Source organism: Paractinoplanes durhamensis (assembly GCF_016862175.1).
GTDB lineage: Bacteria > Actinomycetota > Actinomycetes > Mycobacteriales > Micromonosporaceae > Actinoplanes > Actinoplanes durhamensis.
Window position 1 is genome coordinate 148,963 of the sequence record NZ_BOML01000031.1, and the last position, 19,721, is coordinate 168,683.

General features: G+C 72.4%; 17 protein-coding genes. 10 read left to right on the top strand and 7 right to left on the bottom strand.

The window, feature by feature from the left end:
* The first annotated feature begins 53 nt into the window (after positions 1-53).
* The 4 genes from Adu01nite_RS18395 to Adu01nite_RS18410 are packed head-to-tail and all read left to right on the top strand — an operon-like array spanning position 54 to position 3,612.
* A complete protein-coding gene (locus Adu01nite_RS18395; protein ID WP_203728116.1) occupies positions 54-1,226 on the top strand; it encodes a serine hydrolase domain-containing protein in 1,173 nt (390 codons plus the stop codon).
* A complete protein-coding gene (locus tag Adu01nite_RS18400; protein WP_239132509.1) occupies positions 1,219-1,863 on the top strand; it encodes a VanZ family protein in 645 nt (214 codons plus the stop codon). Before Adu01nite_RS18395 ends, Adu01nite_RS18400 begins: the two co-directional genes overlap by 8 nt.
* Positions 1,851-2,516 carry a response regulator transcription factor gene (locus tag Adu01nite_RS18405; protein ID WP_203728117.1) on the top strand — a complete coding sequence of 222 codons (666 nt, stop codon included), beginning with the start codon at positions 1,851-1,853 and terminating at the stop codon, positions 2,514-2,516. Before Adu01nite_RS18400 ends, Adu01nite_RS18405 begins: the two co-directional genes overlap by 13 nt.
* A complete protein-coding gene (locus Adu01nite_RS18410) occupies positions 2,509-3,612 on the top strand; it encodes a sensor histidine kinase (protein WP_203728118.1) in 1,104 nt (367 codons plus the stop codon). Before Adu01nite_RS18405 ends, Adu01nite_RS18410 begins: the two co-directional genes overlap by 8 nt.
* Here Adu01nite_RS18410 and Adu01nite_RS18415 read toward each other — a convergent pair.
* The gene (locus tag Adu01nite_RS18415) at positions 3,599-6,538 is read right to left on the bottom strand and encodes an AfsR/SARP family transcriptional regulator (RefSeq protein ID WP_203728119.1); all 2,940 of its coding nucleotides are present in this window, start codon (positions 6,536-6,538) and stop codon (positions 3,599-3,601) included. The two genes, Adu01nite_RS18410 and Adu01nite_RS18415, sit on opposite strands and share 14 nt — an antisense overlap.
* Before the next feature lie 108 nt (positions 6,539-6,646).
* Between Adu01nite_RS18415 and Adu01nite_RS18420 the strand changes: the two genes are divergently transcribed.
* A complete protein-coding gene (locus Adu01nite_RS18420; protein ID WP_203728120.1) occupies positions 6,647-7,531 on the top strand; it encodes a hypothetical protein in 885 nt (294 codons plus the stop codon).
* Positions 7,532-7,534: 3 nt separating this feature from the next.
* On the opposite strand, the gene Adu01nite_RS18425 is transcribed toward Adu01nite_RS18420, so the two are convergent.
* Together Adu01nite_RS18425 and Adu01nite_RS18430 are read right to left on the bottom strand one after the other, a co-directional pair.
* Positions 7,535-8,527, bottom strand: a complete 993-nt coding sequence (locus Adu01nite_RS18425) for a nitronate monooxygenase (protein WP_203728121.1) — start codon at positions 8,525-8,527, stop codon at positions 7,535-7,537.
* A gap of 10 nt (positions 8,528-8,537) precedes the next feature.
* Entirely contained in the window at positions 8,538-9,479 is a 942-nt protein-coding gene (locus tag Adu01nite_RS18430; RefSeq protein WP_203728122.1) for a DUF2332 domain-containing protein, read from the bottom strand.
* Positions 9,480-9,785: 306 nt separating this feature from the next.
* Between Adu01nite_RS18430 and Adu01nite_RS18435 the strand changes: the two genes are divergently transcribed.
* Positions 9,786-10,790, top strand: a complete 1,005-nt coding sequence (locus Adu01nite_RS18435; protein ID WP_239132510.1) for an ArsR/SmtB family transcription factor — start codon at positions 9,786-9,788, stop codon at positions 10,788-10,790.
* Here Adu01nite_RS18435 and Adu01nite_RS18440 read toward each other — a convergent pair.
* Both Adu01nite_RS18440 and Adu01nite_RS18445 read right to left on the bottom strand, forming a co-directional pair.
* A complete protein-coding gene (locus Adu01nite_RS18440; RefSeq protein WP_203728123.1) occupies positions 10,714-11,331 on the bottom strand; it encodes a hypothetical protein in 618 nt (205 codons plus the stop codon). The genes Adu01nite_RS18435 and Adu01nite_RS18440 overlap by 77 nt on opposite strands.
* Before the next feature lie 3 nt (positions 11,332-11,334).
* A complete protein-coding gene (locus Adu01nite_RS18445) occupies positions 11,335-12,882 on the bottom strand; it encodes a glycoside hydrolase domain-containing protein (protein ID WP_239132511.1) in 1,548 nt (515 codons plus the stop codon).
* Between the two features lie 66 nt (positions 12,883-12,948).
* Here Adu01nite_RS18445 and Adu01nite_RS18450 point away from each other — a divergent pair, with 66 nt between their 5' ends.
* Both Adu01nite_RS18450 and Adu01nite_RS18455 read left to right on the top strand, forming a co-directional pair.
* The gene (locus tag Adu01nite_RS18450; protein WP_239132512.1) at positions 12,949-13,593 is read left to right on the top strand and encodes a SanA/YdcF family protein; all 645 of its coding nucleotides are present in this window, start codon (positions 12,949-12,951) and stop codon (positions 13,591-13,593) included.
* A gap of 60 nt (positions 13,594-13,653) precedes the next feature.
* Entirely contained in the window at positions 13,654-14,451 is a 798-nt protein-coding gene (locus Adu01nite_RS18455; RefSeq protein WP_203728125.1) for an SAM-dependent methyltransferase, read from the top strand.
* On the opposite strand, the gene helR is transcribed toward Adu01nite_RS18455, so the two are convergent.
* Positions 14,424-16,529: an RNA polymerase recycling motor ATPase HelR gene (gene helR, locus Adu01nite_RS18460; protein ID WP_203728126.1), complete on the bottom strand. Its 2,106-nt coding sequence runs from the start codon at positions 16,527-16,529 to the stop codon at positions 14,424-14,426. The two genes, Adu01nite_RS18455 and helR, sit on opposite strands and share 28 nt — an antisense overlap.
* 175 nt (positions 16,530-16,704) lie before the next feature.
* On the opposite strand from helR, the gene Adu01nite_RS18465 reads away from it, so the two are divergent.
* Positions 16,705-17,649: a hypothetical protein gene (locus Adu01nite_RS18465; RefSeq protein WP_203728127.1), complete on the top strand. Its 945-nt coding sequence runs from the start codon at positions 16,705-16,707 to the stop codon at positions 17,647-17,649.
* Here Adu01nite_RS18465 and Adu01nite_RS18470 read toward each other — a convergent pair.
* A complete protein-coding gene (locus tag Adu01nite_RS18470; protein WP_203728128.1) occupies positions 17,566-18,336 on the bottom strand; it encodes a TioE family transcriptional regulator in 771 nt (256 codons plus the stop codon). The genes Adu01nite_RS18465 and Adu01nite_RS18470 overlap by 84 nt on opposite strands.
* A 58-nt stretch (positions 18,337-18,394) precedes the next feature.
* On the opposite strand from Adu01nite_RS18470, the gene Adu01nite_RS18475 reads away from it, so the two are divergent.
* Entirely contained in the window at positions 18,395-19,540 is a 1,146-nt protein-coding gene (locus Adu01nite_RS18475; RefSeq protein WP_203728129.1) for an erythromycin esterase family protein, read from the top strand.
* Positions 19,541-19,721 lie beyond the last annotated feature (181 nt).

The window sequence follows — 19,721 nt, forward strand, 5'->3', positions numbered from 1 at the left end:
CGTATCGGAAAACGCATACGCCCCTGCAACAGGCCGTCGGCTTGGGTGAAGGCATGAATCTTTCGGGAGCGGGCATCGACCGGCGGCGGCTGCTCGGGTGGACGGGGCTGGTCGCCGTCGGGGTGCCACTGACGGGCGCCGAGCCTCACACCATCGGAGCCTACGACCGGTACGTCGCGCAGCTGGCCGCCGCGGGCAAGTTCTCCGGGGTGGTGCTGCTGTCGCATCGCGGCCGGACCGTCCTGTCCCGCAGCTACGGCATGGCCGACCGGGAGCGGGGCATCCCCAACCGGGAGAGCACCGCGTTCAACCTCAGCTCGGCCGGGAAGCCGTTCCTCGCGGTGGCCATCCTGCAGCTGGCCCAGCGGGGCCGATTGGCGTTGACCGACACGATCGGCACCCACCTGACCGGCTTCGCCACCGACGTCGCCGATCAGGTGACCATCCACCACATGCTGTCCGGCACCTCCCGGCTGGAAGGGCCGGCCGAGGACGTGCAGCGGATCTTCCAGAGCCGGGCCGAGGTGCACGACTTCTACGAACGGCGGGCCCGGCAGGCGAAGCTGGTGGGCGTTCCCGGCACCCCCAACACCGACCATGCCGAGCCCGACGTCACCATTCCGGCGCTGATCGTGGAGGCGGTGACCGGCAAGTCGTACTGGGACTACGTCGAGGAGAACATCCTCCGGCGCGCCAAGATGACCGGTGCGTCGTTCGCCACCCGGCCGCAGTGGCTGACCGACCGGCACCTCGCGCATCCGTACATGGCGCTGGCCGACGGCCGCCAGGTGGACGCCCTCCGCCACCTCGGCCAGGGCAGCCCGCTCCCGTACGTGCTCGGCAAGAACCCGGGCCGCGCCTTCATCGACGCGCCCGGCGACGGCGGTTTCGCCAGTGCCCCGGATCTGGTGCGCTTCGCGACCGCGTTGCGCGACGGCACACTGCTCGACCGGGTCTGGGCCGACGTGCTGCTCGCGCCCAAGATCCCGCAAGGGCCGGCGTCGTTCGCGACGTACGGGATCGCGATGCACATCTCCAACGGCCAGTGGCAGTGGCAGCGGGCCGGCGGCAACCCGGGGGTCGGCGCCAACTGGAGCATCTACCCGGACACCGGCTGGGTCGCCGTCATCCTCGGCAACTCCGACGGTGCCCCGCTGCAGGAGATGCTCGCGCAGGAGGAGCAGGCCATCACCGGAGCCACGGCGGACGGCGGCGCCGGTGGGTAAAGCGACTCTCGGCCTGGCGATCGTCGGCCTGGCCGGCGCGCTGTTCGCCATGCGCCGGATGTTCCTGATGGCCGCCCCGTCTTGCCTGGCCGGGCACTGGCACGGCTGCTACGACACCGACAACGGGATCGTATTCATGCTGGTGGCCGGGCTGCCGGTGGCCGCGCTGGTGGTGGCGGCGCTGTCCCGTGTGCCGCGGGCCGACGCCTGGCGTAAGTCGCTGGCCGAGGTGGGCATGGTCTACGGGACGGTGCCGATGGTGTGGCTGACCCTGCAGCCGGGGCCGGGGGCCGGGGTCGTGCCCGGGCGGCTGAGCCTGATCCCGCTGCGGGACCTGATCACGATGGGACCGCTCGGGATCGGCGGCAACCTGGTGATCTTCGCGGCGCTCGGGTTCTTCGCCCCGATCCGGTTCGCGGCGCTCGCGTCGGTGCCCCGGATCCTGGCGCTCGGCGCCGGCTGCTCGGTCCTGGTCGAGATCGCGCAGTACGTCTTCCAACTGGACCGGGTGTCGTCGGTGGACGACGTGCTGGTCAACGCGGCCGGCGCGGTGCTGGCCGGGCTCGCGTCGCGGCGCTGGTGGCGCCGCCCCGCCGCGGAGCCGGCGGATCCTAGGCTGCGGGCATGCGCGTACTGATCGTGGAGGACGAGCCCTACCTGGCCGAAGCGGTCCGGGACGGGCTGCGGCTGGAGGCGATCGCCGCCGACATCGCCGGCGACGGCGACACCGCCCTGGAGTTGCTCGGCGTCAACTCGTACGACCTCGCCGTCCTCGACCGCGACATTCCCGGCCCGTCCGGCGACGAGGTCGCGCGGCGCATCGTCGCCTCCGGCAGCGGCATCCCGATCCTGATGCTCACCGCGGCCGACCGGATCGACGACAAGGCGTCCGGGTTCGAGCTCGGCGCCGACGACTACCTCACCAAACCGTTCGAGCTGCGCGAGCTCGTCATGCGGCTGCGGGCGCTCGACCGGCGGCGCGCGCACGCCCGGCCGCCGGTCCGCGAGCTGGCCGGGCTGCGCCTCGACCCGTTCCGCCGGGAGGTCTTCCGGGACGAGCGGTACGTCGCCCTGACCCGTAAACAGTTCGCCGTGCTGGAGGTCCTGGTCGCGGCCGAGGGCGGCGTGGTCAGCGCCGAGGAGCTGCTGGAACGGGCCTGGGACGGCAACGCCGACCCGCTCACCAACGCCGTACGCATCACCGTCTCGGCCCTGCGCAAGCGGCTCGGCGAGCCGTGGATCATCGTGACCGTGCCCGGCGTCGGCTACCGGATCGAGACCCATGGCTAGCGCCCGGCTGAAACTCACCCTCAGCTACGCCGCCTTCCTGATGGTCGCCGGGGTGCTGCTGCTCGCCACGGTGTGGGTGTTCCTGCTGCGTTACGTCCCCGAGCAAGGGCTGATCGCGCCCGGTTCCGGCAACCCGCCGGTCGACGGCGTCTTCCCGGTCCGGTCCGAGCTGCTGCGCGCCTTCGCGCCGCGGGCCGCCGCGGTCCTCGCCCTGCTGCTGGTGTTCAGCCTGGTCGGCGGCTGGATCCTGGCCGGCCGGATGCTCGCCCCGCTGACCCGGATCACCGCGGCCGCGCGGCTGGTGGGCAGCGGGTCGCTCGCCCACCGGATCCGGATGACCGGCCGCCGGGACGAGTTCCGGGAGCTCTCCGACGCGTTCGACGCGATGCTCGAACAGCTCGAGTCGCACGTCGCCGAGCAGCGCCGGTTCGCCGCCAACGCCTCGCACGAGCTGCGTACGCCGCTGGCGATCACCCGGGCGCTCCTCGATGTCGCCCGCAAGGATCCGGCGTCGGACCGGGCCGAGCTGGTCGAGCGGCTGCACGAGGTCAACACCCGGGCGATCGACCTCACCGAGGCCCTCCTGCTGCTCAGCCGCGGCGACCGCGTCACCCGCGACCCCGTCGACCTCTCGCTGCTCGCCGAGGAGGCCGCGGAAACCCTGCTCCCGCCGGCCGAACAGCGCCGGATCACCCTGGAGGTGACCGGCGGCGCGGCCCCGGCGGCCGGCTCGGCCGAGCTGCTGGCCCGGATGGTGACGAACCTCGTCCAGAACGCGATCGTCCACAATCTCCCGTCCGGCGGCACCGTGACGGTCCACACCGGGACGGACGGTGACTCGAGCGTGCTGCGGGTCGCGAACACCGGTCCCCGGCTCGCCCCCGACCTGGTGCCGACCCTCACCGAGCCGTTCCAGCGTGGCGCGGAACGGGTCCGCACCGACGAACACCCCGGCGTCGGGCTCGGGCTGGCCATCGTGCACCGCATCGTCCGCGCCCACGACGGGACCCTCGACCTCGTCCCCGGCCCGGCCGGCGGTCTGGTGGTCACGGTCCGGCTCACGGCCCGGCTCACCGGCCCGCTCACGCCGCGGTGAGCGTCGCCTCGGCCTGATCGGCGAGCAGGCGCATGCCGGCCCGGCCGGCCAGGGCCTTGGCCCGCAGCGCGAACCCGGCGGCGTCGTCGTGCCGGCCGAGTTTGCGGTGCACGACCGCGAGGCCGATCAGGGCCAGACCCTCGAACTGCAGGCTGGCCGTCCGGCGGGCCAGGTCGTACGCGAGCTGGTGCTGGTCGATCGCCCGGCGATGATGGCCGAGCAGGCCGTCCGCCCGGCCGAGCGCGTTCAACGCCATGATCTCGGTCTGCCGGTCGGTGGTCTCCCGGGCCACCTCCAGCGCCGCCGCGGCCCGCTCCTGCGCCCGGGCCGGCCGGCCGAGGTCGCAGTCCAGCTCGGCCAGGCAGCACTCGATCACCGTCTGGCCGTCCCGGTCGCCCACCTGCAGGTAGCGCCGGAGCGCGGCGTCGAGGTGCCGGCGGGCATCGTCGAGCCGGCCGAGTTGGTGGCTGACCTGACCGAGCCCGGTCAGCGCCAGTGCCTCGCCGTGCCGGCTGCCGAGGGTGCCGTTCAGGGTGAGCGCCGCGGCGTAGCAGTCCGCGGCCTCGGCCAGGCGGCCCATGTCCTGGTAGACGGCGGCGAGGTTGCCCAGGTTGTTGGCCTCGCCGGCCCGGCGGCCGCTGCGCCGGTCGACGGCGAGCGCGGCGTCGAGGTGCGCGGCCGCCTCGGCCAGCCGGCCCTGCTTGCGGCAGACGATGCCGAGGTTGCCGAGGGTGGTGGCCTCCGACTCGGTCCAGCCGCAGGCCCGGGCCAGCCGCAGGGTCTCGGTGTAGTGGTCGAGCGCGACGTCGAACTCGCCCATGCTGCGCCGCGCGGTGCCGAGGCTGTGCAGCGCCGCGGCCTGGGCCCGGACATCGCCACCGCGCCGCGCCGCGACCAACGCCGCCTCGGCGACGGTCAGCCAGTCGGCGGTGTGCCGGGACAGGTGGAAATAGCCGCGGAGGGCGTCGGCGAGCAGGCAACCGGCCCCTCCCGCGGCCGCCGCTACCGCCAGCACCAGGTTGTGATGCTCGGCCGTCAGCCAGGCCAGCGCCGTCGCATGGGTCATCGGAGGCAGGTCCGGCGGCGACGGGCGCAGCCGCAACATGTGCGGATAGAGCGCGTCGGCGGCCGCCTCGGCGTGCCGGACGTAGTGGTCGTAGAGCCGCCCGAGCGCGTCGTCGCGGTCCTCGGCCGCGGCCCGCTCGGCCGCGTACAGGCGCAGCAGGTCGTGGAACGCGTACCGGCCGCCGCGGACGTCGATGAGGTGGGCCTGGGCGAGCCGGGTCAGTGCGGCGGCCGCGTCCGTTCCGGCCAGGGCGGTCGCGTCGGCGACCGTGACATCCCGGCCCGGCGCGGCGCCGAGCAGGCCGAACAGCCGCCGGGTGAAGGGGTCCAGCCGGGCGTAGGAAAGATCGAACGCGGCCCGTACGGCGTTGGCGTCGTCCCCGCCGACCGCCAGCGCGCCGAGCCCGCGGTCGCCGCGCAGCTCCGCGACGTGTTCGGCCACCGTGGACTCCGGCGCGAGCTTGAGGTTCGCGGCCGCGATCCGCAGGGCCAGCGGCAGGTAGGCGCAGAGCCGGGCCAGGGTGGCCACCGCGGCCGGTTCGGCGGCGACCCGCTCGGCGCCCAGCACCCGGGCCAGCAGCGTGTCCGCCTCCCGCGGGTCGAACACGCCGAGTCGAAGATGCTCGGCGCCGTCCCGGGCGACCAGGCCGCCGAGCGTCTGCCGGCTGGTGATCAGCACGACCGAGCCGGCGCCGCCGGGCAGCAGCGGCCGGACCTGCTCGGCGCTGGACGCGTTGTCCAGCACGACGAGCATCCGCCGGCCGGCCAGCAGCGTTCGGTAGAGGGCCGTGGCCTGGTCCGGTTCGGCCGGCATCTGGTCGGCGGGCACCCCGAGGGCGGCAAGGAAGCCGCCGAGCGCCTCGGCCGGTTGCAGCGGCGGCGACGTCGCGTAGCCGTGCAGGTTGACGTAGAGCTGGCCGCCGTCCATCCGGTCGGCGACCCGGTGCGCCCACTCGATCGCGAGGGTGGTCTTGCCGACCCCGGCCGTGCCGCAGATGACGCCGATCGCGACCGTGTCCTGGCTGACCAGTGCGTCGAGGCGCTTGAGGTGGGCGGCACGACCGGTGAACGCGGAGACCGCGGCGGGCAGTTGGGCGGGCGCCGGGCGGCCGGGCGGTGGGGTCTGCTCCCCGGGGTCGAGGATCCGGCGGTGCAGCTCACGCAGGGCCGGGCCGGGCTCGATGCCGAGCTCCTCGACCAGGGTGCGGCGGGCCGTGCGGTAGGCGGCGAGCGCGTCCGCCCGCCGGTCGCCCCGGTGCAGCGCGGTGATCAGGTGCGCCCAGAACGACTCCCGCAGCGGGTGGTCCTGCACCAGGCCGCGCAGTTCGGCCACCAGGCTCGCGGGCCGGTCGAGGAGCAGCTCGGCCCGGATGCACTCGTCGAGCACGCTCAGCCGGCGCTCTTCGAGGCGGGCGGCCTCGGCCCGGCAGGCCGGGGCGTCGATGCCGTCGAACGCCGGGCCGCGCCACCAGGCCAGGGCCTCCCGGAACAGGGCGCTCGCGTCGGCCGGCGACTCCTCGGCCGCGAAGCGCCGGGCCGCCTCGGCCAGCTCCTCGAACCGCTGCAAGTCCGACGAGCTCGGTGGCAGCTGGAGAAGGTAGCCGTGGTTGCGTGTCGCCAGCAGGCCGGCCGGGCCGTCGCGCAGCGCCCGGCGCAGGCCGGCCACGCATCCCTGCACCAGGCTCCGGGCTCGCGGCGGGACCGCCTCACCCCAGAGCTGGTCGGCGATCCGGTCGACCGACACGACCTGGCCGGCGTGCGCCAGGAGCACGGCCAGCACCGTGTGCTGCTGTGGCCCGCCGAGCGCCACCAGCCGCTCGCCGTCCCGTACCTCCAAGGGTCCGAGAAAATCGAAGCGCACAAATGCACGCTAACCGTTCGCGACGCCGCAGTTGACCGTGATGTCGCGTAGTGGACTTCCCATCGGTTCCCCATCGGTTGCCCATCGGCCCCGGCGACCGTGTGGCCCATGACTATTCACTTCCGGCCCGTTCGGGTCGCGTTGGCCGTGGTCGTCGCGGTCACCGCGGTATTCAGCGGCGTACCGGCCGCGAACGCGGCGCTCGCCGCGACCACCGTCTCGGCGCTGACCCGGGTCAACGCCATCAGTGCCACCAACTCCTTCGACAACAAGGGGGTGGCCGCGAACTGCCCGGTCGGGCAGCGGATCGTCGGCGGATCCGCGATCGCCTTCGGCGAGCCGGGGGTCTTCGTCCGGGTCACCGGTCCGATCATCGGCATCAACGGCCAGGACCAGGGCACCATCGTCTACGGCGCGGAGGAGGACGAGACCCGCTCGGCCGGCAACTGGGCGCTGACCATCACCGCGATCTGCGCCGTCACGCCGCCCGGCTACGAGCTCATCATTTCGCCGTTCGCCGGGGAGAACTCGGCGAGCAGCCGGGAGGCCACCGCGACGTGCAGCCCGGGCAAGCAGATGCTCGGCGGGTTCGGCGACGTGTCGACCGGCAACTTCAACGTCATCCTCGACGACATCCAGCCGAGCCTGAACCTCAACAGCGTCACCGTGCGGGCGTTCGAGGACGAGACCGGCGCGGCCAACACCTGGTTCGTGACCGCGTTCGCGGTCTGCGCCAACCCGGTGGCCGGCCTGAGCGTGCAGTTCAACTCGTCCGAGACGGCGTCCCCGCCGGCCCAGCTGGCCACCCAGGTGTTCTGCCCGGCCGGCACCCGGGCGCTCAGCGGTGGCGGCACCATCAACTCCGGCTTCGGCCAGGTGGATTCGGCCAGCCTGTTCGTGAGCGGTGACCACGTCAACTTCAGCTCGGCCGAGGACCGCAACGGCTATGCGAGCAACTGGTCCCGGACCGCGTACGCGGTGTGCGCGACCTGATTCTCAAGCGTTGATGAGGCCGCCGATGATGTCGGCGGCGGGGGCAGGGCGGGCATCGGCGAAGCCGGTGCCCGCCCATAAGTTGAGGGCACTCGCGTCGCCGCGGGCGGCGGCCGCGGCGCGGATCGGGGCGGTCAGGTGATGGATCGCCGGGTAGCCGATCGGCGCGCGATCGCCGTAGGTGTCGGTGAAGCGGTTGCGCAGCGCCCGGGCCGGCTGGCCGGTGAACACCCTGGTCACCACGGTCTCGCGATAGTCGCCGGACAGCATGGCGGCGCGCTGCGGAGCCCGGGTGCCGGCTTCCTCCGCCAGCAGGAAGACGGTGCCGCACTGCACCGCCGTGGCGCCCGCGTCGAGCAGGGCGTGCACATCGGCGGCGGTGGCGGTGCCGCCGGCCGCGACCACCGGGACGTCGGCGACCGCGCGCACGGCGGCGAGAACCTCGAGTGCGGTGCCGGCTCCGCGATAGCCGTCCGGGTGGGTGGTGGCGGCGTGCCCGCCGGCCGTGCCGGCCTGGGCGATCAACGCCTGCGGGCGGGCGGCGAGGGCGGCGCGGGCTTCGCCGGCCGAGGTCACCGTGATGAGTACGCTGCTGCCGGCGTCGCGCAACGCCTGGACAACGACCCGATCGGGTACGCCGAACGTGAAGCTGACCAGCGGCACCCGGTACGCCACCGCCAGCTCGACCTTCGCGGCGAAGTGGTCGTCGTCGGTCAGGCGCAGCGGGGGCAGGTCCACCTCGTACCGGTCGGCCTCGGCCTGCAGCAACCGCCGGTATGCGTCCAGCGGCGCCGGGTCGGCCGGGGCCGGCATCGGCACGAAGATGTTGAGCCCGTGCGGCTCGCCGGCCACCGCTCGCAACTCGGCTTCGACGGCCGCAGGCGTCTTGTAGCCGGCCGCCAGGAACCCGGTCGCGCCCGCCTTCGCCGCGGCGATCACCAGGTCAGTGGTGGTCGGACCACCGGCCATCGGGGCGACGACGAGCGGGGTCAGCATGCCGCCGAGCCTATTCCCGTCCGAACCAGCTCATCGCCTGCCCGTGCGGCCGGGTCCAGGCCAGCGGGCGGCCGTCGAGGGCGAGGATGTTGTAGAGCGTCTCGTCCGGTGGGTCCGGGATTCCGGCGTACGCAAAGGTTGCCGGGTTTTCCACCGAGATCCAGTGGCCGGGCAGGTCGCGTACCCGATCGGTGAACGCACGCCGCCGGTCCGGCGGCACCTGATAGAGCACCGACGTGTTGAAGATGACGAGCGTGGCGCCCTCGGGCGACGCCTCGGCCACTACCGCAAGATCGTCGACCAGATCACCGCGCCGCAGCCGGGGCGGATCGGCCGCCGCGATGCGCGCCGCCGCCCGCAACCGTTCGCGGCGGTGGTGGTGCTCGGGCCAGATCAGCGATTCCAGCCAGCGCACGTCGGCCGGATCGGTGATGTCGAGCGGGTTGAGATCGAGGCCGGCCCGCCACACCACCTGTGGCAACGCGGCCGGCGGCGGGGTTCCGGTCAGGTCGCAGCCGAGGACCACCGGGCTGTCGCCGAGCGGGTGATCGCCGTAGCGGTAGGCGTAGCGATCGGGGTAGAGGTTGAGGCCGGCCGAGCAGCCGATCTCCAGCAGGGCGAGGGGCTGGGGCAGCGCGGCGAGCACCGGCAGCAGCAGCGCGCAGCGACCGGTCTCGTTGGTCTGGGTCGCCCGGGTGCGCATCTCCGGCACGATCGACGCCCAGCGCTCCCGGACGAACGCGCGGAACGCGGCCTGGTCGGTGACCGGGCCGCCGAGGAAGGTGACCACCGCGTACAGCAAATTGGGCTGGCGTTTGGCCGGCGGCAGCGTGTCGAGAAGGGCGAGCACGTCCGGGTCGTGCGACACGGCGACGGACAGCGTCTCGTAGGCGGGCGAGACACCGTGCGCCTCCCGGGCCGCGAACTCCGCGTACGTCATGGCGGTCGGCATGCCTGTAGGAAACCATTCGTGGCGGGTGCGGAGGAGCCCGTCCGGGATCGGACATCCGCCATCGGAAGGCAACGAACCTGGGCAGTTCGGAGTCTTAACTATTCAGCGAGGCATTAAATGTCTTGTTGCAACTGCGCGGGCCGGGGATGGTCATCTGGTCGAGCCGGCCACCGGGCGAGCTGACTGCTGTGGCGGTTGCGTAATACGGGGGACGGTCCCAGCCGGGGGTGCGTGCGGCGGCGGCTCGGCCCCTCCTGATCGCCGAGCTAAGATTCCGGGACAGCAAGGCAGCCCCCGGGAGCCGACGTGTTGCGCATCTTCTTCACGCCGGAGGACATCGGCCGCGTCCGGATTGCCGGCGAGCCGGACCCGATGTGGGAGACGGTGTTCAGCGTCTTCCGCCTCCAGCGACCCGGCCCGGCCCCGATCTACGGGCCGTGGCGTGAGCACGCGGTGCGTGCCGCCCGGCGCACCGACCTCGACATGCTGATCCCGCTGATCCGCAGGCGCTATTACCCCGACTTCCTCACCCCGGCCGAGGGCCGGCGGGGCATGCCGGACGGCATCGAGGCCCTGCTGTCCACCCCGAAGACCCGGCTCATGCAGGACATGGTCGAGCTCAGCCGGCTGGGCGAGCCGACCCCGTCGTGGATGCGCAAGCTCGCCGAGGGCGACCGGCCGATGCTGCAGCGGCTGGCCGCCGCCATGCACTCGCAATATCAGTCGGTGGTCGAGCCGTTCTGGGCCGAGGCGCAGGCGCACATCGAGGCCGACCGGTCCCGCCGCGCCCGGGCCCTGCTCGACCACGGCTACGACGGCCTGCTCGACAGCTTCCGGCCGATCATGCGGTGGAGCTCCCCGGTCCTCGAGGTGGAGACCCCGTTCGACCAGGAGCTCTCGCTCGACGGGCGCGGCCTGTGGCTGGTCCCGTCCTACTTCTCCTGGGGTCAGCCCGACGTGCTGCGCGACGCGTCGCTGCCGCCGGTGCTGGTCTACCCGGTTCCGCGCGACCCGTCGGTGATCGGCGACCGCAGGATGTCGGACACCGCGGTGGCCGCGCTGATCGGGCAGACCCGCACCTCGGTCCTCGAGTCGATCGGGGCCGGCAGCACCACCTCCGAGCTGGCCCGGCGGGTGGGCGTGAGCCCGGCCTCGGTCAGTCAGCACACGGCGGTGCTGCGCGAGGCCAGGCTCATCCACACCAGCCGGGTCGGCAAGGCGGTGCTGCACACGATCACACCCCTGGGCGCCGCCCTGCTCGGTGATCAGCCGGGTCGGCCACCGCTCCCGCGGTCTGCCGGCGCACCCTGACCGGGCGGCTCGTGTCGACCCGCGCGGCCACCGCCCGCAGGGTCTTGTCGGCCGGGCCGACGGCCAGGTGGAAGTGCGACAGCTTGGCCGGCTTCAGGTCGCCGCCCCAGACCACCGTGCCGTCCAGGTCGGCGAGGATGTCGCGGACGATCGCCTCCTGGTGCGGCCACAGCGTCTCGCTGCCACCGAGCGGGTAGGCGTGCGGGTGCAGGGCGATCGCCGTACCGGACAGGTAGGCCGACTCGAAGGCGGCGCCGGCCGTGCGGTCGGTGCTGAAGGCGGTGACGCCACCCTCGCCGGTGTCCAGCGGCGCGATCTCGTAGTGCCAGCGGCGGGCGACGTGCAGCAGGACGGCCGCGGCCGCGCCGGTGCGCAGCAGGACGGTGGCCCGGGAGCCCTCGATCCGGTACTCGGTGATCGCGCCGGGGTCGATCCGCCAGCCGTTGAACGTGCTGCGGCCGGCGGCTTCCGCGGTGCCGGGGACCAGGGTGATCGCGCCGGCGCCGGCCGCGGCGCCGAAAAGGGTGCGTCGGGTAACCACGGGTCAGACCTCCGGGAGAGCGTCGAGAATGGACACGCCAGGGTCGGCGCCGTCGCGCCACACGTCGGCGTCGAGGCCCCAGCCGGGCTGGAAGTCGTACTCGCGGATCTGGTTGAACGACCAGTTCTCCGGCATCCGGACGCCGAGGTTGCCGGAATACTGCCAGGACATCGCGGCGACCATCGACCAGGTCGCGCCGACCTCGCGGGAGACCCGGGTGCAGACGTTGCGGGCGCCGTAGATGCCGAACGTGTAACGCTCGCCCGCCGCGGCCAGCGCCTGCTTCACACCCTCGAAGTACGGCTTGATGTTGGTGTCGACGTCGGCGTCCAGCGCGTCGTAGTCGACCGCGAAGTAGATGCACGTCCCGGCCGGGAGCCGGTGCTCGACCGACTTCGCGTGCGCGATGGTGCCCTGGTCGTACCCCTTCTCGTAGGTGAAGTTGGTGAGCACCGTCCCGTTGTACTGAAAGATCGGGAACAGCCGGAGCCCGGCGTCCAGAATGGTCTGCGGCTCGCCCGGCTTGAGCGCCTTGCCCAGGTAATAGGGGTCGGTGGGCGGCAGGTGCTCGTCGAGGTAGCGGCCGACGATGCGGTAACCGGCCGCGTAGAGGGCCTGGCCCCGCTCGGCGGTGATCTCGGCGATGCCGTCCGAGCCGGTCGCCGGCCGGGCCGTGTCGCCGCTGGCGACCAGCAGCTCGGCCCAGGTGGTGAAGTCGTTGGTGGCGGTCTGCGGGATCTGGCTGAACTGCTGGAACGCGCGCAGCCAGGCCAGGTGGCTCGCGGTGTCGGTGCCGGTCTCGATGTCGGCCGGGTCGTAGGCGACGCCCAGCGCCGGCGAGTTGAGGTAGCAGGCCGACCGGAACAGGTAGCGCAGGTCGGCCGGCAGCGGCACGACCGTGCCCTTGCTCTTCAGCCCGGCCTGGGTGCCGGCCCCGAAATACCCGTTGATCGAGGCGACCGCGATGCCGACCTCGTACTGCACGGCCATGATCAGGCCGTTCTGCAGGTCGCGCGAGGCCACGCCGTCGCACGGCACCAGGCTCATCGCCGGGATGGCCAGCCCCACCGTGTAGCGCGAGTTGAGCCGCTGCTGAAGCTTCTGCACGGTGAGGTCACCGTTGCCGACCAGGCGGAACTGGTCCATCCGCATCAGCGCCTTGCAGATGTGCGGCCAGGCCGTGCTGCCGTAGACCAGGCCGGCGTCGGCGAACAGCTGCACCAGCGAGGACTGCGACTGCGCGGTCCACACCCCGAGGTCGCTCGACGCCCAGTAGCCCTTGCACCAGAGCCCGGCGTTGACAATGCGGATCAGGTTGGCGTTGGTCTCGGCGGCGGGCAGCCGGTTGCGGTTCTTCACCGCGGTGAAGGTGCCCGGCCCGAAGTTCTGGACGGTCGGCGAAATGCCCAGCTCGAACTGCAGCCCCTGGGTCAGCGACAGCACGGTCGCCCACCCGGTGAGCCCGTCCTCCGGACAGCGGAGGTAGCCGGGCGCGGACTGATAGGTGGCATTCACCCACTGCTGAGCGGCAAGGACATTGGCGTCGGTCATCGGTTCCCCATGCATCGATGTATACCAGTTTGTCGGTGGCGCGTGGGGGCTAGGCTCGGCTCCGCCATGAAGATCAAGCGGCTGTCCGCCGCGGCCGTCGCCGCACTCATCGCGGTCAGTACCCCCTGGGCCTGGACTTCACTCTCCGCACAAGGCCATGTGTACGCGGAGAGTGACGCACCCACCGCGGACGTCGCGATCGTCCTCGGCACCGAGGTGATCGACGGCCGGCCGTCGCCCCGGTTGCGCGGCCGCCTGGAGGCCGCCGCCGCGCTGATCGCCGGCGGCCGCGCCAAGGTGCTCCTGGTCTCCGGCGACGGCGACGGTTCGTCCGGTGACGAGCCCGCGGCGATGGCGGCCTACCTGGTGTCGCTGGGCGTGCCCGCGGCCCGGATCGTCCGCGACCCGCACGGCCTGGACACCTACGACTCCTGCACCCGGGCCCGCGACGTCTACGGAATCAAGCGCGCCCTGGTGGTGACCCAGTCGTACCATGTGGACCGGGCCGTGACCCTCTGTCGCCACCTGGACGTCGACGCCGACGGGGTGGTGGCCCCCTGCCACTGCTCATGGACGCTGCGCACGTCGAAGTCGATCCGCGACTACCTGGCCAGCGGCAAGGCGGCGTGGGACGCGGTCCGCGGCCGCCCACCGGCAGTGACCTCACCGGCCGACCCGGCCGTCACCGACGCACTGCGTGATCTCGGGTAGCGGGCGGGTGGCCCGGCGCGAGAGGATGTTGGCGGCGTTTGCGATCCTGAGGAGGCCGCGTTGGCGACCGCTGAGTTCCCCTTCGACACCACCGTTGCGCACCCGGCCCGGGTCTACAACTACTGGCTCGGCGGCAAGGACAATTTCGAGGCCGATCGGCAGGCCGGCGAGCGGGCCCTGGCCGGCGGCGCGAAGATCCTGCCCGGCGTCCGGGCCAACCGGGCCTTCCTGCGGCGGGCCGTTCGTTACCTCGCGGCCGAGGCCGGCATCCGGCAGTTCCTCGACATCGGCACCGGGCTGCCCAGCGCCGGCAACACCCACCAGATCGCGCAGGAGGTGGCGCCGGACAGCCGGGTGGTCTATGTGGACAATGACCCGATCGTGCTGGCCCACGCCCGGGCCCTGCTGACCAGCCAGACCGGCACCACCGCCTACGTCGACGCCGACGCCCGCGACACCGGCCGCATCCTCGCCGAGGCGGCCGGCACGCTCGACTTCAGCCAACCGGTGGCGGTGCTGTTCCTGATGATCCTGCAGTACATTCCGGACGCCGACGAACCGGCCCGGATCGTCCGCGAGATCATGGACGCGGTGCCGTCCGGCAGCTATCTCGCGCACTCGGACACCGCGCTCGACATCAGCGCCGACGCCAACGTCGCCGCCTCCGCCGAGGGCCTCAACAAGCGGATGCCGACCAACCAGCATTTGCGTACGACAGCGCAGCTGGCCGCCTACTACACCGGCCTGGAACTGGTCGCGCCCGGCCTGGTCCAGCTGCCGCGCTGGCGGCCGGCCGTCGACGACCCCGACCCGTCCCTGGTCCTCTCCGCCTACTGCGGCGTTGCCCGCAAGCCCTGAGTCACCACCAGCTCGCGGGTCGCCCTGGTCATCGCAACGTAACGGTCGACAGCGCCCTCGATGCCGTCGCCGAATCGCTCCGGATCGACCAGCACGACCAAGTCGAACTCCAGGCCCTTGGCCAGCTCCGGGGTCAGTGACCGGACCCGGTCGGTGGCTTTCAAGGTCGGCCGGTCGACGGTGATGACGCAGGCGATCCCCTCGGCGTTCTCGTCGAGCCAGCGGTCGAGGATCGCGGTCAGCTCCGTCGCGGGCGCGTGCCGGACCGGGATCCCGCTGCTGCGGATCGACGTGGGCACGTTGGCGTCCGGGAGCACCGCGCGGATCACCGGCTCGGCCTCGGTCATCACCTCGGCCGGGGTGCGGTAGTTGATGCTCAGCGACGCCAGGCCGATCCGGTGGAGGCCGATCCGTTCCAGGCGCTCCCGCCACGACTCGGTGAAGCCGTGCCGGGCCTGGGCGCGGTCGCCGACGATGGTGAAGCTGCGGGACGGGCAGCGCAGCAGCAGCATCTGCCACTCCGCGTCGGTCAGCTCCTGCGCCTCGTCCACGACGATGTGCGCGAACGGGCCGGCCAGCCGATCCGGGTCGGCGGACCGCAGCCCCGACTCATCGGCCAGCGAGGTCCGCATGTCCTCGCCGTGCAGCATCGTCCACACTCCTTCACCGTCGTCGTAGGCGGTGGCCGCGATCAGGTCGTCGACGACCACGTCCATCCGCTGGCGGTCGGCGGCGAGCGCGGCGTCGTTGCGGCGCTGCCGGGCGGCGACCTCCCGATCGCCGAGCCGCTGCCGGGCCGCGTCCAGCAGCGGCAGGTCGGCGAGCGTCCAGGCCTGCGCGTCCGGGCGCTGCAGCGTGCGAACCTCGGCCGGGGTCAGCCACGGCGCGCACTTGCGGAGATAGGCGGGCACCGACCACAGGTCGGCGACCAGGTCGGTCGGTTCGAGGAGTGGCCAGGCGCGGCTGAACGCCGTACGCAAATCGCGTTTTTGCTCTTCTGGCGGGTTGAGCAGCGAAAGCAGCTCCGCCCAGACCTGCTCGCGCGCCTCGTTGTGCGGGGTCCCCGGCTCGGCCGCGTCGAATGCCGCGGCCCAGTCCTGGTTGCCCACGGGCGGCTCCTCGTAGAACCGGACGGCCGCCTCGATCGCCGTGACCATGTCGGCCGACGACTTCAGCCGGGCCACCTCCGGGTCGGTCTCCGGCCCGGCGGACGCGCCCTCCGGGACCAGATCGCGCAGCGTGCAGGTCTGCACGTCCTGTTCACCGAGGCTGGGCAGGACGTCGGCGATGTAGTTCAGATAGGGCTGATGCGGGCCGACCACCAGCACACCGCCCCGGCGCTGGTGGAGCCGCGGATCGGAGTAGAGCAGGTAGGCGGTGCGGTGCAGGGCGACGACGGTCTTGCCGGTGCCCGGACCGCCGTCGACCACCAGCGCTCCCGCCGACCCGGCCCGGATGATCGCGTCCTGGTCGGCCTGGATCGTGCCGAGCACGTCGCGCATCCGGGCCGACCGGTTGCTGCCCAAGCTGGCGATGAAGGCCGACTGGTCGTCGAGCGCGGCGTTCCCGTCGAGGCCGTCCGGGGTGAACACCTCGTCCCAGTAGTCGGTGATCCGGCCGCGGTTCCAGCGGTAGCGGCGGCGGCTGGCCAGGCCCATCGGCGCGGCGTGGGTGGCCGCGAAGAACGGCTCGGCGGCCGGCGACCGCCAGTCGACCAGCAGCCGCTGCCCGTTGACGTCGGCGAGCCCGAGCCGGCCGATGTAGACCGGGTCCGCGCCGTCCGTACCCACCATGCGCCCGAGGCAAAGGTCCAGGCTGAAGCGCCGCAGGGTGCGCAGGCGACCACTCAGCCGGCGGACCTCCTGATCCCGGTCGACCGCCTGCCGGCCCATCCGGGCGGGCGCCCGGCGCGCGACATCGAGCCGATCGGTGAGCTCGGCCAGCAGTTGCGCCAGGCTCGCCGCCATCCCGGCGAAGTGCAGCTCGTCCGCCGCGATCGACGCCGCCCCCGCCTTGGCCGGATGCTCAGATAGATCGAAAACACTGTCCGTAACGGCACTCACGTCAGCAGCTCCCATTTGGGGGTATTTCCGCGGTAGCCCGACGATTCTCCGTCACCACCGGGGTCTTGCCGCAAGACCCCGGGTGCGCTATACGTTAAGAAGGGCGGGGAGTGTGTCGACCTCCTGATCCATTCCGCCCCCTTCCTCCGTACCCATGGATGCATCGTGCACCTTTGGGGAGGAGAACCTCGTGGATCTGCCCAGGGCCGACCCCGCACCGCCGGTCGCCGAATTCTGGCCCACCACCGGCCCGCGACACGCGACCGACGATCTCCCACCCGCCCCCGTGATCAAGCGGCCCGACCGCCGCCCGCGCCTCATCCTCGCCGGCTCGGTCGTGCTGGCCCTGCTCATGGTGGGCGGCGGCGTGCTGGCCCGGCACATCACCGAGCGAAACGCCGCGTCCGCCACCGCGACCAGCCCCGACGACGCCACCGGTTCACCCGTCCCGACCGGTCCCGCGGTCATCGCACCCGAGCCGTCGGTCACCACGTCCTCGGCGCCACCGTCGTCGGCGCCGGCCGCACCACCGCCGACGACGGTCGCGCCGAAGTTGCCCGCGAACGGCACTTTCGACGTGGCGGCCAGCTCCGGTTCGGTGACCGTACGCAGCCAGAAACTCGGGACCGACCTCTACCGGGTCACCCTGGGCAAGACCACCGGCAAGGTCACCGCGAAGGTCGCCGACAGCGGCACCAACCACCGCCTCACCCTGGTCAAGGCGGCGAGCACCGCCGCGCCGGCGATCACGATCACGCTGAACTCCGGCGTCCGCTGGAGCCTGAAACTGAGCGCGGGCAACTACGACACCACCGCCAACCTGGCGAACAGCAAACTCGCCGCCCTCGAGCTGGCCGGCGGCGCCCACGTCTTCACCCTCACCCCGCCCCCGGCCAGCGGAACCCTGCCGCTCCGCATCACCCACGGCATGAACCAACTGAAGATCAAGACCAACGGCGTTCCGGTACGGATGACCCTGCGCGTCGGCGCCGGACGGGTGGTCCTCGACGGGGTGATCCGCAACGACACCACCCCCGGGAAGGTCATCAACTCAGCCGGCTGGGCGGACGCCGACAACCGGATCGACATCGACTCGGTCGAGGGCATCGGCACCCTGACCGTCAACACCAACTGATCCCAGGTATCCGTCCAGCGCCGCGGCGCCGGCCAGCATCGCGCGGCCGCGGTCGGCGAGGCGGGCCCGCCAATCGGCCAGCATCGACGCCAGTGGTGCGACGCCGCCGGCCGTCCGGACCTGCGCGATCAGCGGGGCGATCCGGGCCAGCGGGTAGCCGCCGCGCCGCAGCTGATGGACGAGCTGGGCGTCGCGCACGTCGGCGGCCCGGTAGACCCGATAGCCGGTCTGCCGGTCCCGGCCCGGCTCGATCAGCCCCGCGCGTTCCCATTTGCGCAGCGTGGCCGGACGGATCCCGAGCTTTCCGGCGAGCGGCCCGACGAACGTGTCACCACGTTCCGCCGCCACCGGCACCAGGTCTTTCAGCGCCGCCTCGACGGCTTCGAGGGTGCGGCGATCCTCGAGCAGCTGGGCGTGACTCTCGTCGACGAGCCGCAGCGCCTCCCCCACGTCGTCCCGGTTGACCGCCTGCATGATCGCCGTGGCCGCCGGATGCCCGTGCCCCGGCACCAGGGCGAGGAAGGTGCCGAGGGCTTGCGCGTGCCGCGGCGTGTAGATGCGATAGCCGTGCTCGGTGCGATCGGCGGCCGGAAGGATGCCGGCGTCCTCATAGTTGCGGACCGCCTGGGTCGAGAGCCCGTGCCGCCGCGCCAGATCAACCGGCCTGGTTTGAAGGTTTCGCCGCACTTTTTCGCCTTCATCGCGCAAAAGTTTCCACCGAAGGTTCAACGATAGCGTTTACGGCATGAACGCCGACACCGTGCTGAGTCTGCTTCCGGCTCGTCCGCGCCTGCTGGCCCTGGGCGAGCCCACCCACGGCGAGGACGTCCTGCTGGACGTCCGCAACGACCTGTTCCGCCAGCTCGTCGAGCAGGCCGGCTACCGGACCATCGTCCTGGAGATCGACTGCCTGCGAGCCCAGCTCGTGGACGACTACGTGACATCCGGCGCCGGCTCGTTGGACGCCGTCATGGCCCAGGGCTTCAGCCACGAGTGGGGCGCCTACCCGCCCAACCGTTCGCTGGTGAGCTGGATGCGCTCGTACAACGAGGACCGCCCCGCGCCGGAGCAGGTGCGCTTCGCCGGTTTCGACGGCCCGCTGGAGATCACCGCCGCTTCCAGCCCGCGCCAGGCCCTGACCGCCCTGCACGGCTACCTGGCCGACCGGGTCGACCCCGGCCTGCTCCCGTGCACTCTGGAGACGCTGGAGGACCTCCTCGGCGCCGACGACCTCTGGACCAATCCGGCCGCGATGCGCGACCCGGCCCAGTCGGTGGGCCAGACCGCATCGGCCGACCGCCTGCGCCGGCTGGCCGACAATCTGGTGGCGCTGCTGGAGATCCAGACGCCACTGCTGATCGCCGACGGCTGGTCCCGGGCGTGGCTGAACGCCCGCACCGCCGTCGGCCTGCTGCGCTACCACTTCTGGATGGCCGACAGCTCGCCGAGCCGGCTGCCGTGGCTGTTGGGCATCCGGGCCGCGATGATGGCCGCCAACCTGCTGGCCCTGGCCGAGCGCTCGCCGACCCTGGTGTACGCGCACAACAGCCACCTGCAGCGCGACCGGAGCAGCATGCGCATGGGCGGCATGCCGCTGGAGTGGTGGAGCGCCGGCGCAACGGTGAGCAGCCGGCTGGGCGACGATTACGCCTTCCTGCCCACCGCCGTGGGCACGCTCCGCACCCACAACGTGGAAACCCCACCCCCCAACACCATCGAGGGCTTCCTGTACGCCCAACCAGGCGACCGATTCATCGCGGACCCCCGCCGACTGGCCGCCGAGACGCTCACCCCGCGCGTGTCCCCGTGGTTCGGCTACGCCCCGCTGGACCCGGCCCACCTGCCCCGCTTCGACGGGATCGTTTTCATCAGAGACGCCCCACCGAGCTGAGCAATTCTCGCTTCACCGAGGTAGCCGTGCCCCCATGGGTGACCCACCAGCACAAAGGCGGCCCGGCCCGCCACGCCATGAACGAGGACTACGGCCGACTCGACCGCGTGGACTGCGCGAACGCGAGGGAGGCGATGGGGAACGCCGCGGGGATTGCGCTCCCCATCGCCGGCGGATCTCA

Bases quoted from the DNA above. Each gene is read 5' to 3' on its own strand.
- Adu01nite_RS18395 (WP_203728116.1), top strand. From the start codon at position 54: ATGAATCTTTCGGGAGCGGGCATCGACCGGCGGCGGCTGCTCGGGTGG.
- Adu01nite_RS18405 (WP_203728117.1), top strand. From the start codon at position 1,851: ATGCGCGTACTGATCGTGGAGGACGAGCCCTACCTGGCCGAAGCGGTC.
- Adu01nite_RS18410 (WP_203728118.1), top strand. From the start codon at position 2,509: ATGGCTAGCGCCCGGCTGAAACTCACCCTCAGCTACGCCGCCTTCCTG.
- Adu01nite_RS18420 (WP_203728120.1), top strand. From the start codon at position 6,647: ATGACTATTCACTTCCGGCCCGTTCGGGTCGCGTTGGCCGTGGTCGTC.
- Adu01nite_RS18425 (WP_203728121.1), bottom strand. From the start codon at position 8,527: ATGCTGACCCCGCTCGTCGTCGCCCCGATGGCCGGTGGTCCGACCACC.
- Adu01nite_RS18430 (WP_203728122.1), bottom strand. From the start codon at position 9,479: ATGCCGACCGCCATGACGTACGCGGAGTTCGCGGCCCGGGAGGCGCAC.
- Adu01nite_RS18445 (WP_239132511.1), bottom strand. From the start codon at position 12,882: ATGACCGACGCCAATGTCCTTGCCGCTCAGCAGTGGGTGAATGCCACC.
- Adu01nite_RS18450 (WP_239132512.1), top strand. From the start codon at position 12,949: ATGAAGATCAAGCGGCTGTCCGCCGCGGCCGTCGCCGCACTCATCGCG.
- helR (WP_203728126.1), bottom strand. From the start codon at position 16,529: ATGGGAGCTGCTGACGTGAGTGCCGTTACGGACAGTGTTTTCGATCTA.
- Adu01nite_RS18475 (WP_203728129.1), top strand. From the start codon at position 18,395: ATGAACGCCGACACCGTGCTGAGTCTGCTTCCGGCTCGTCCGCGCCTG.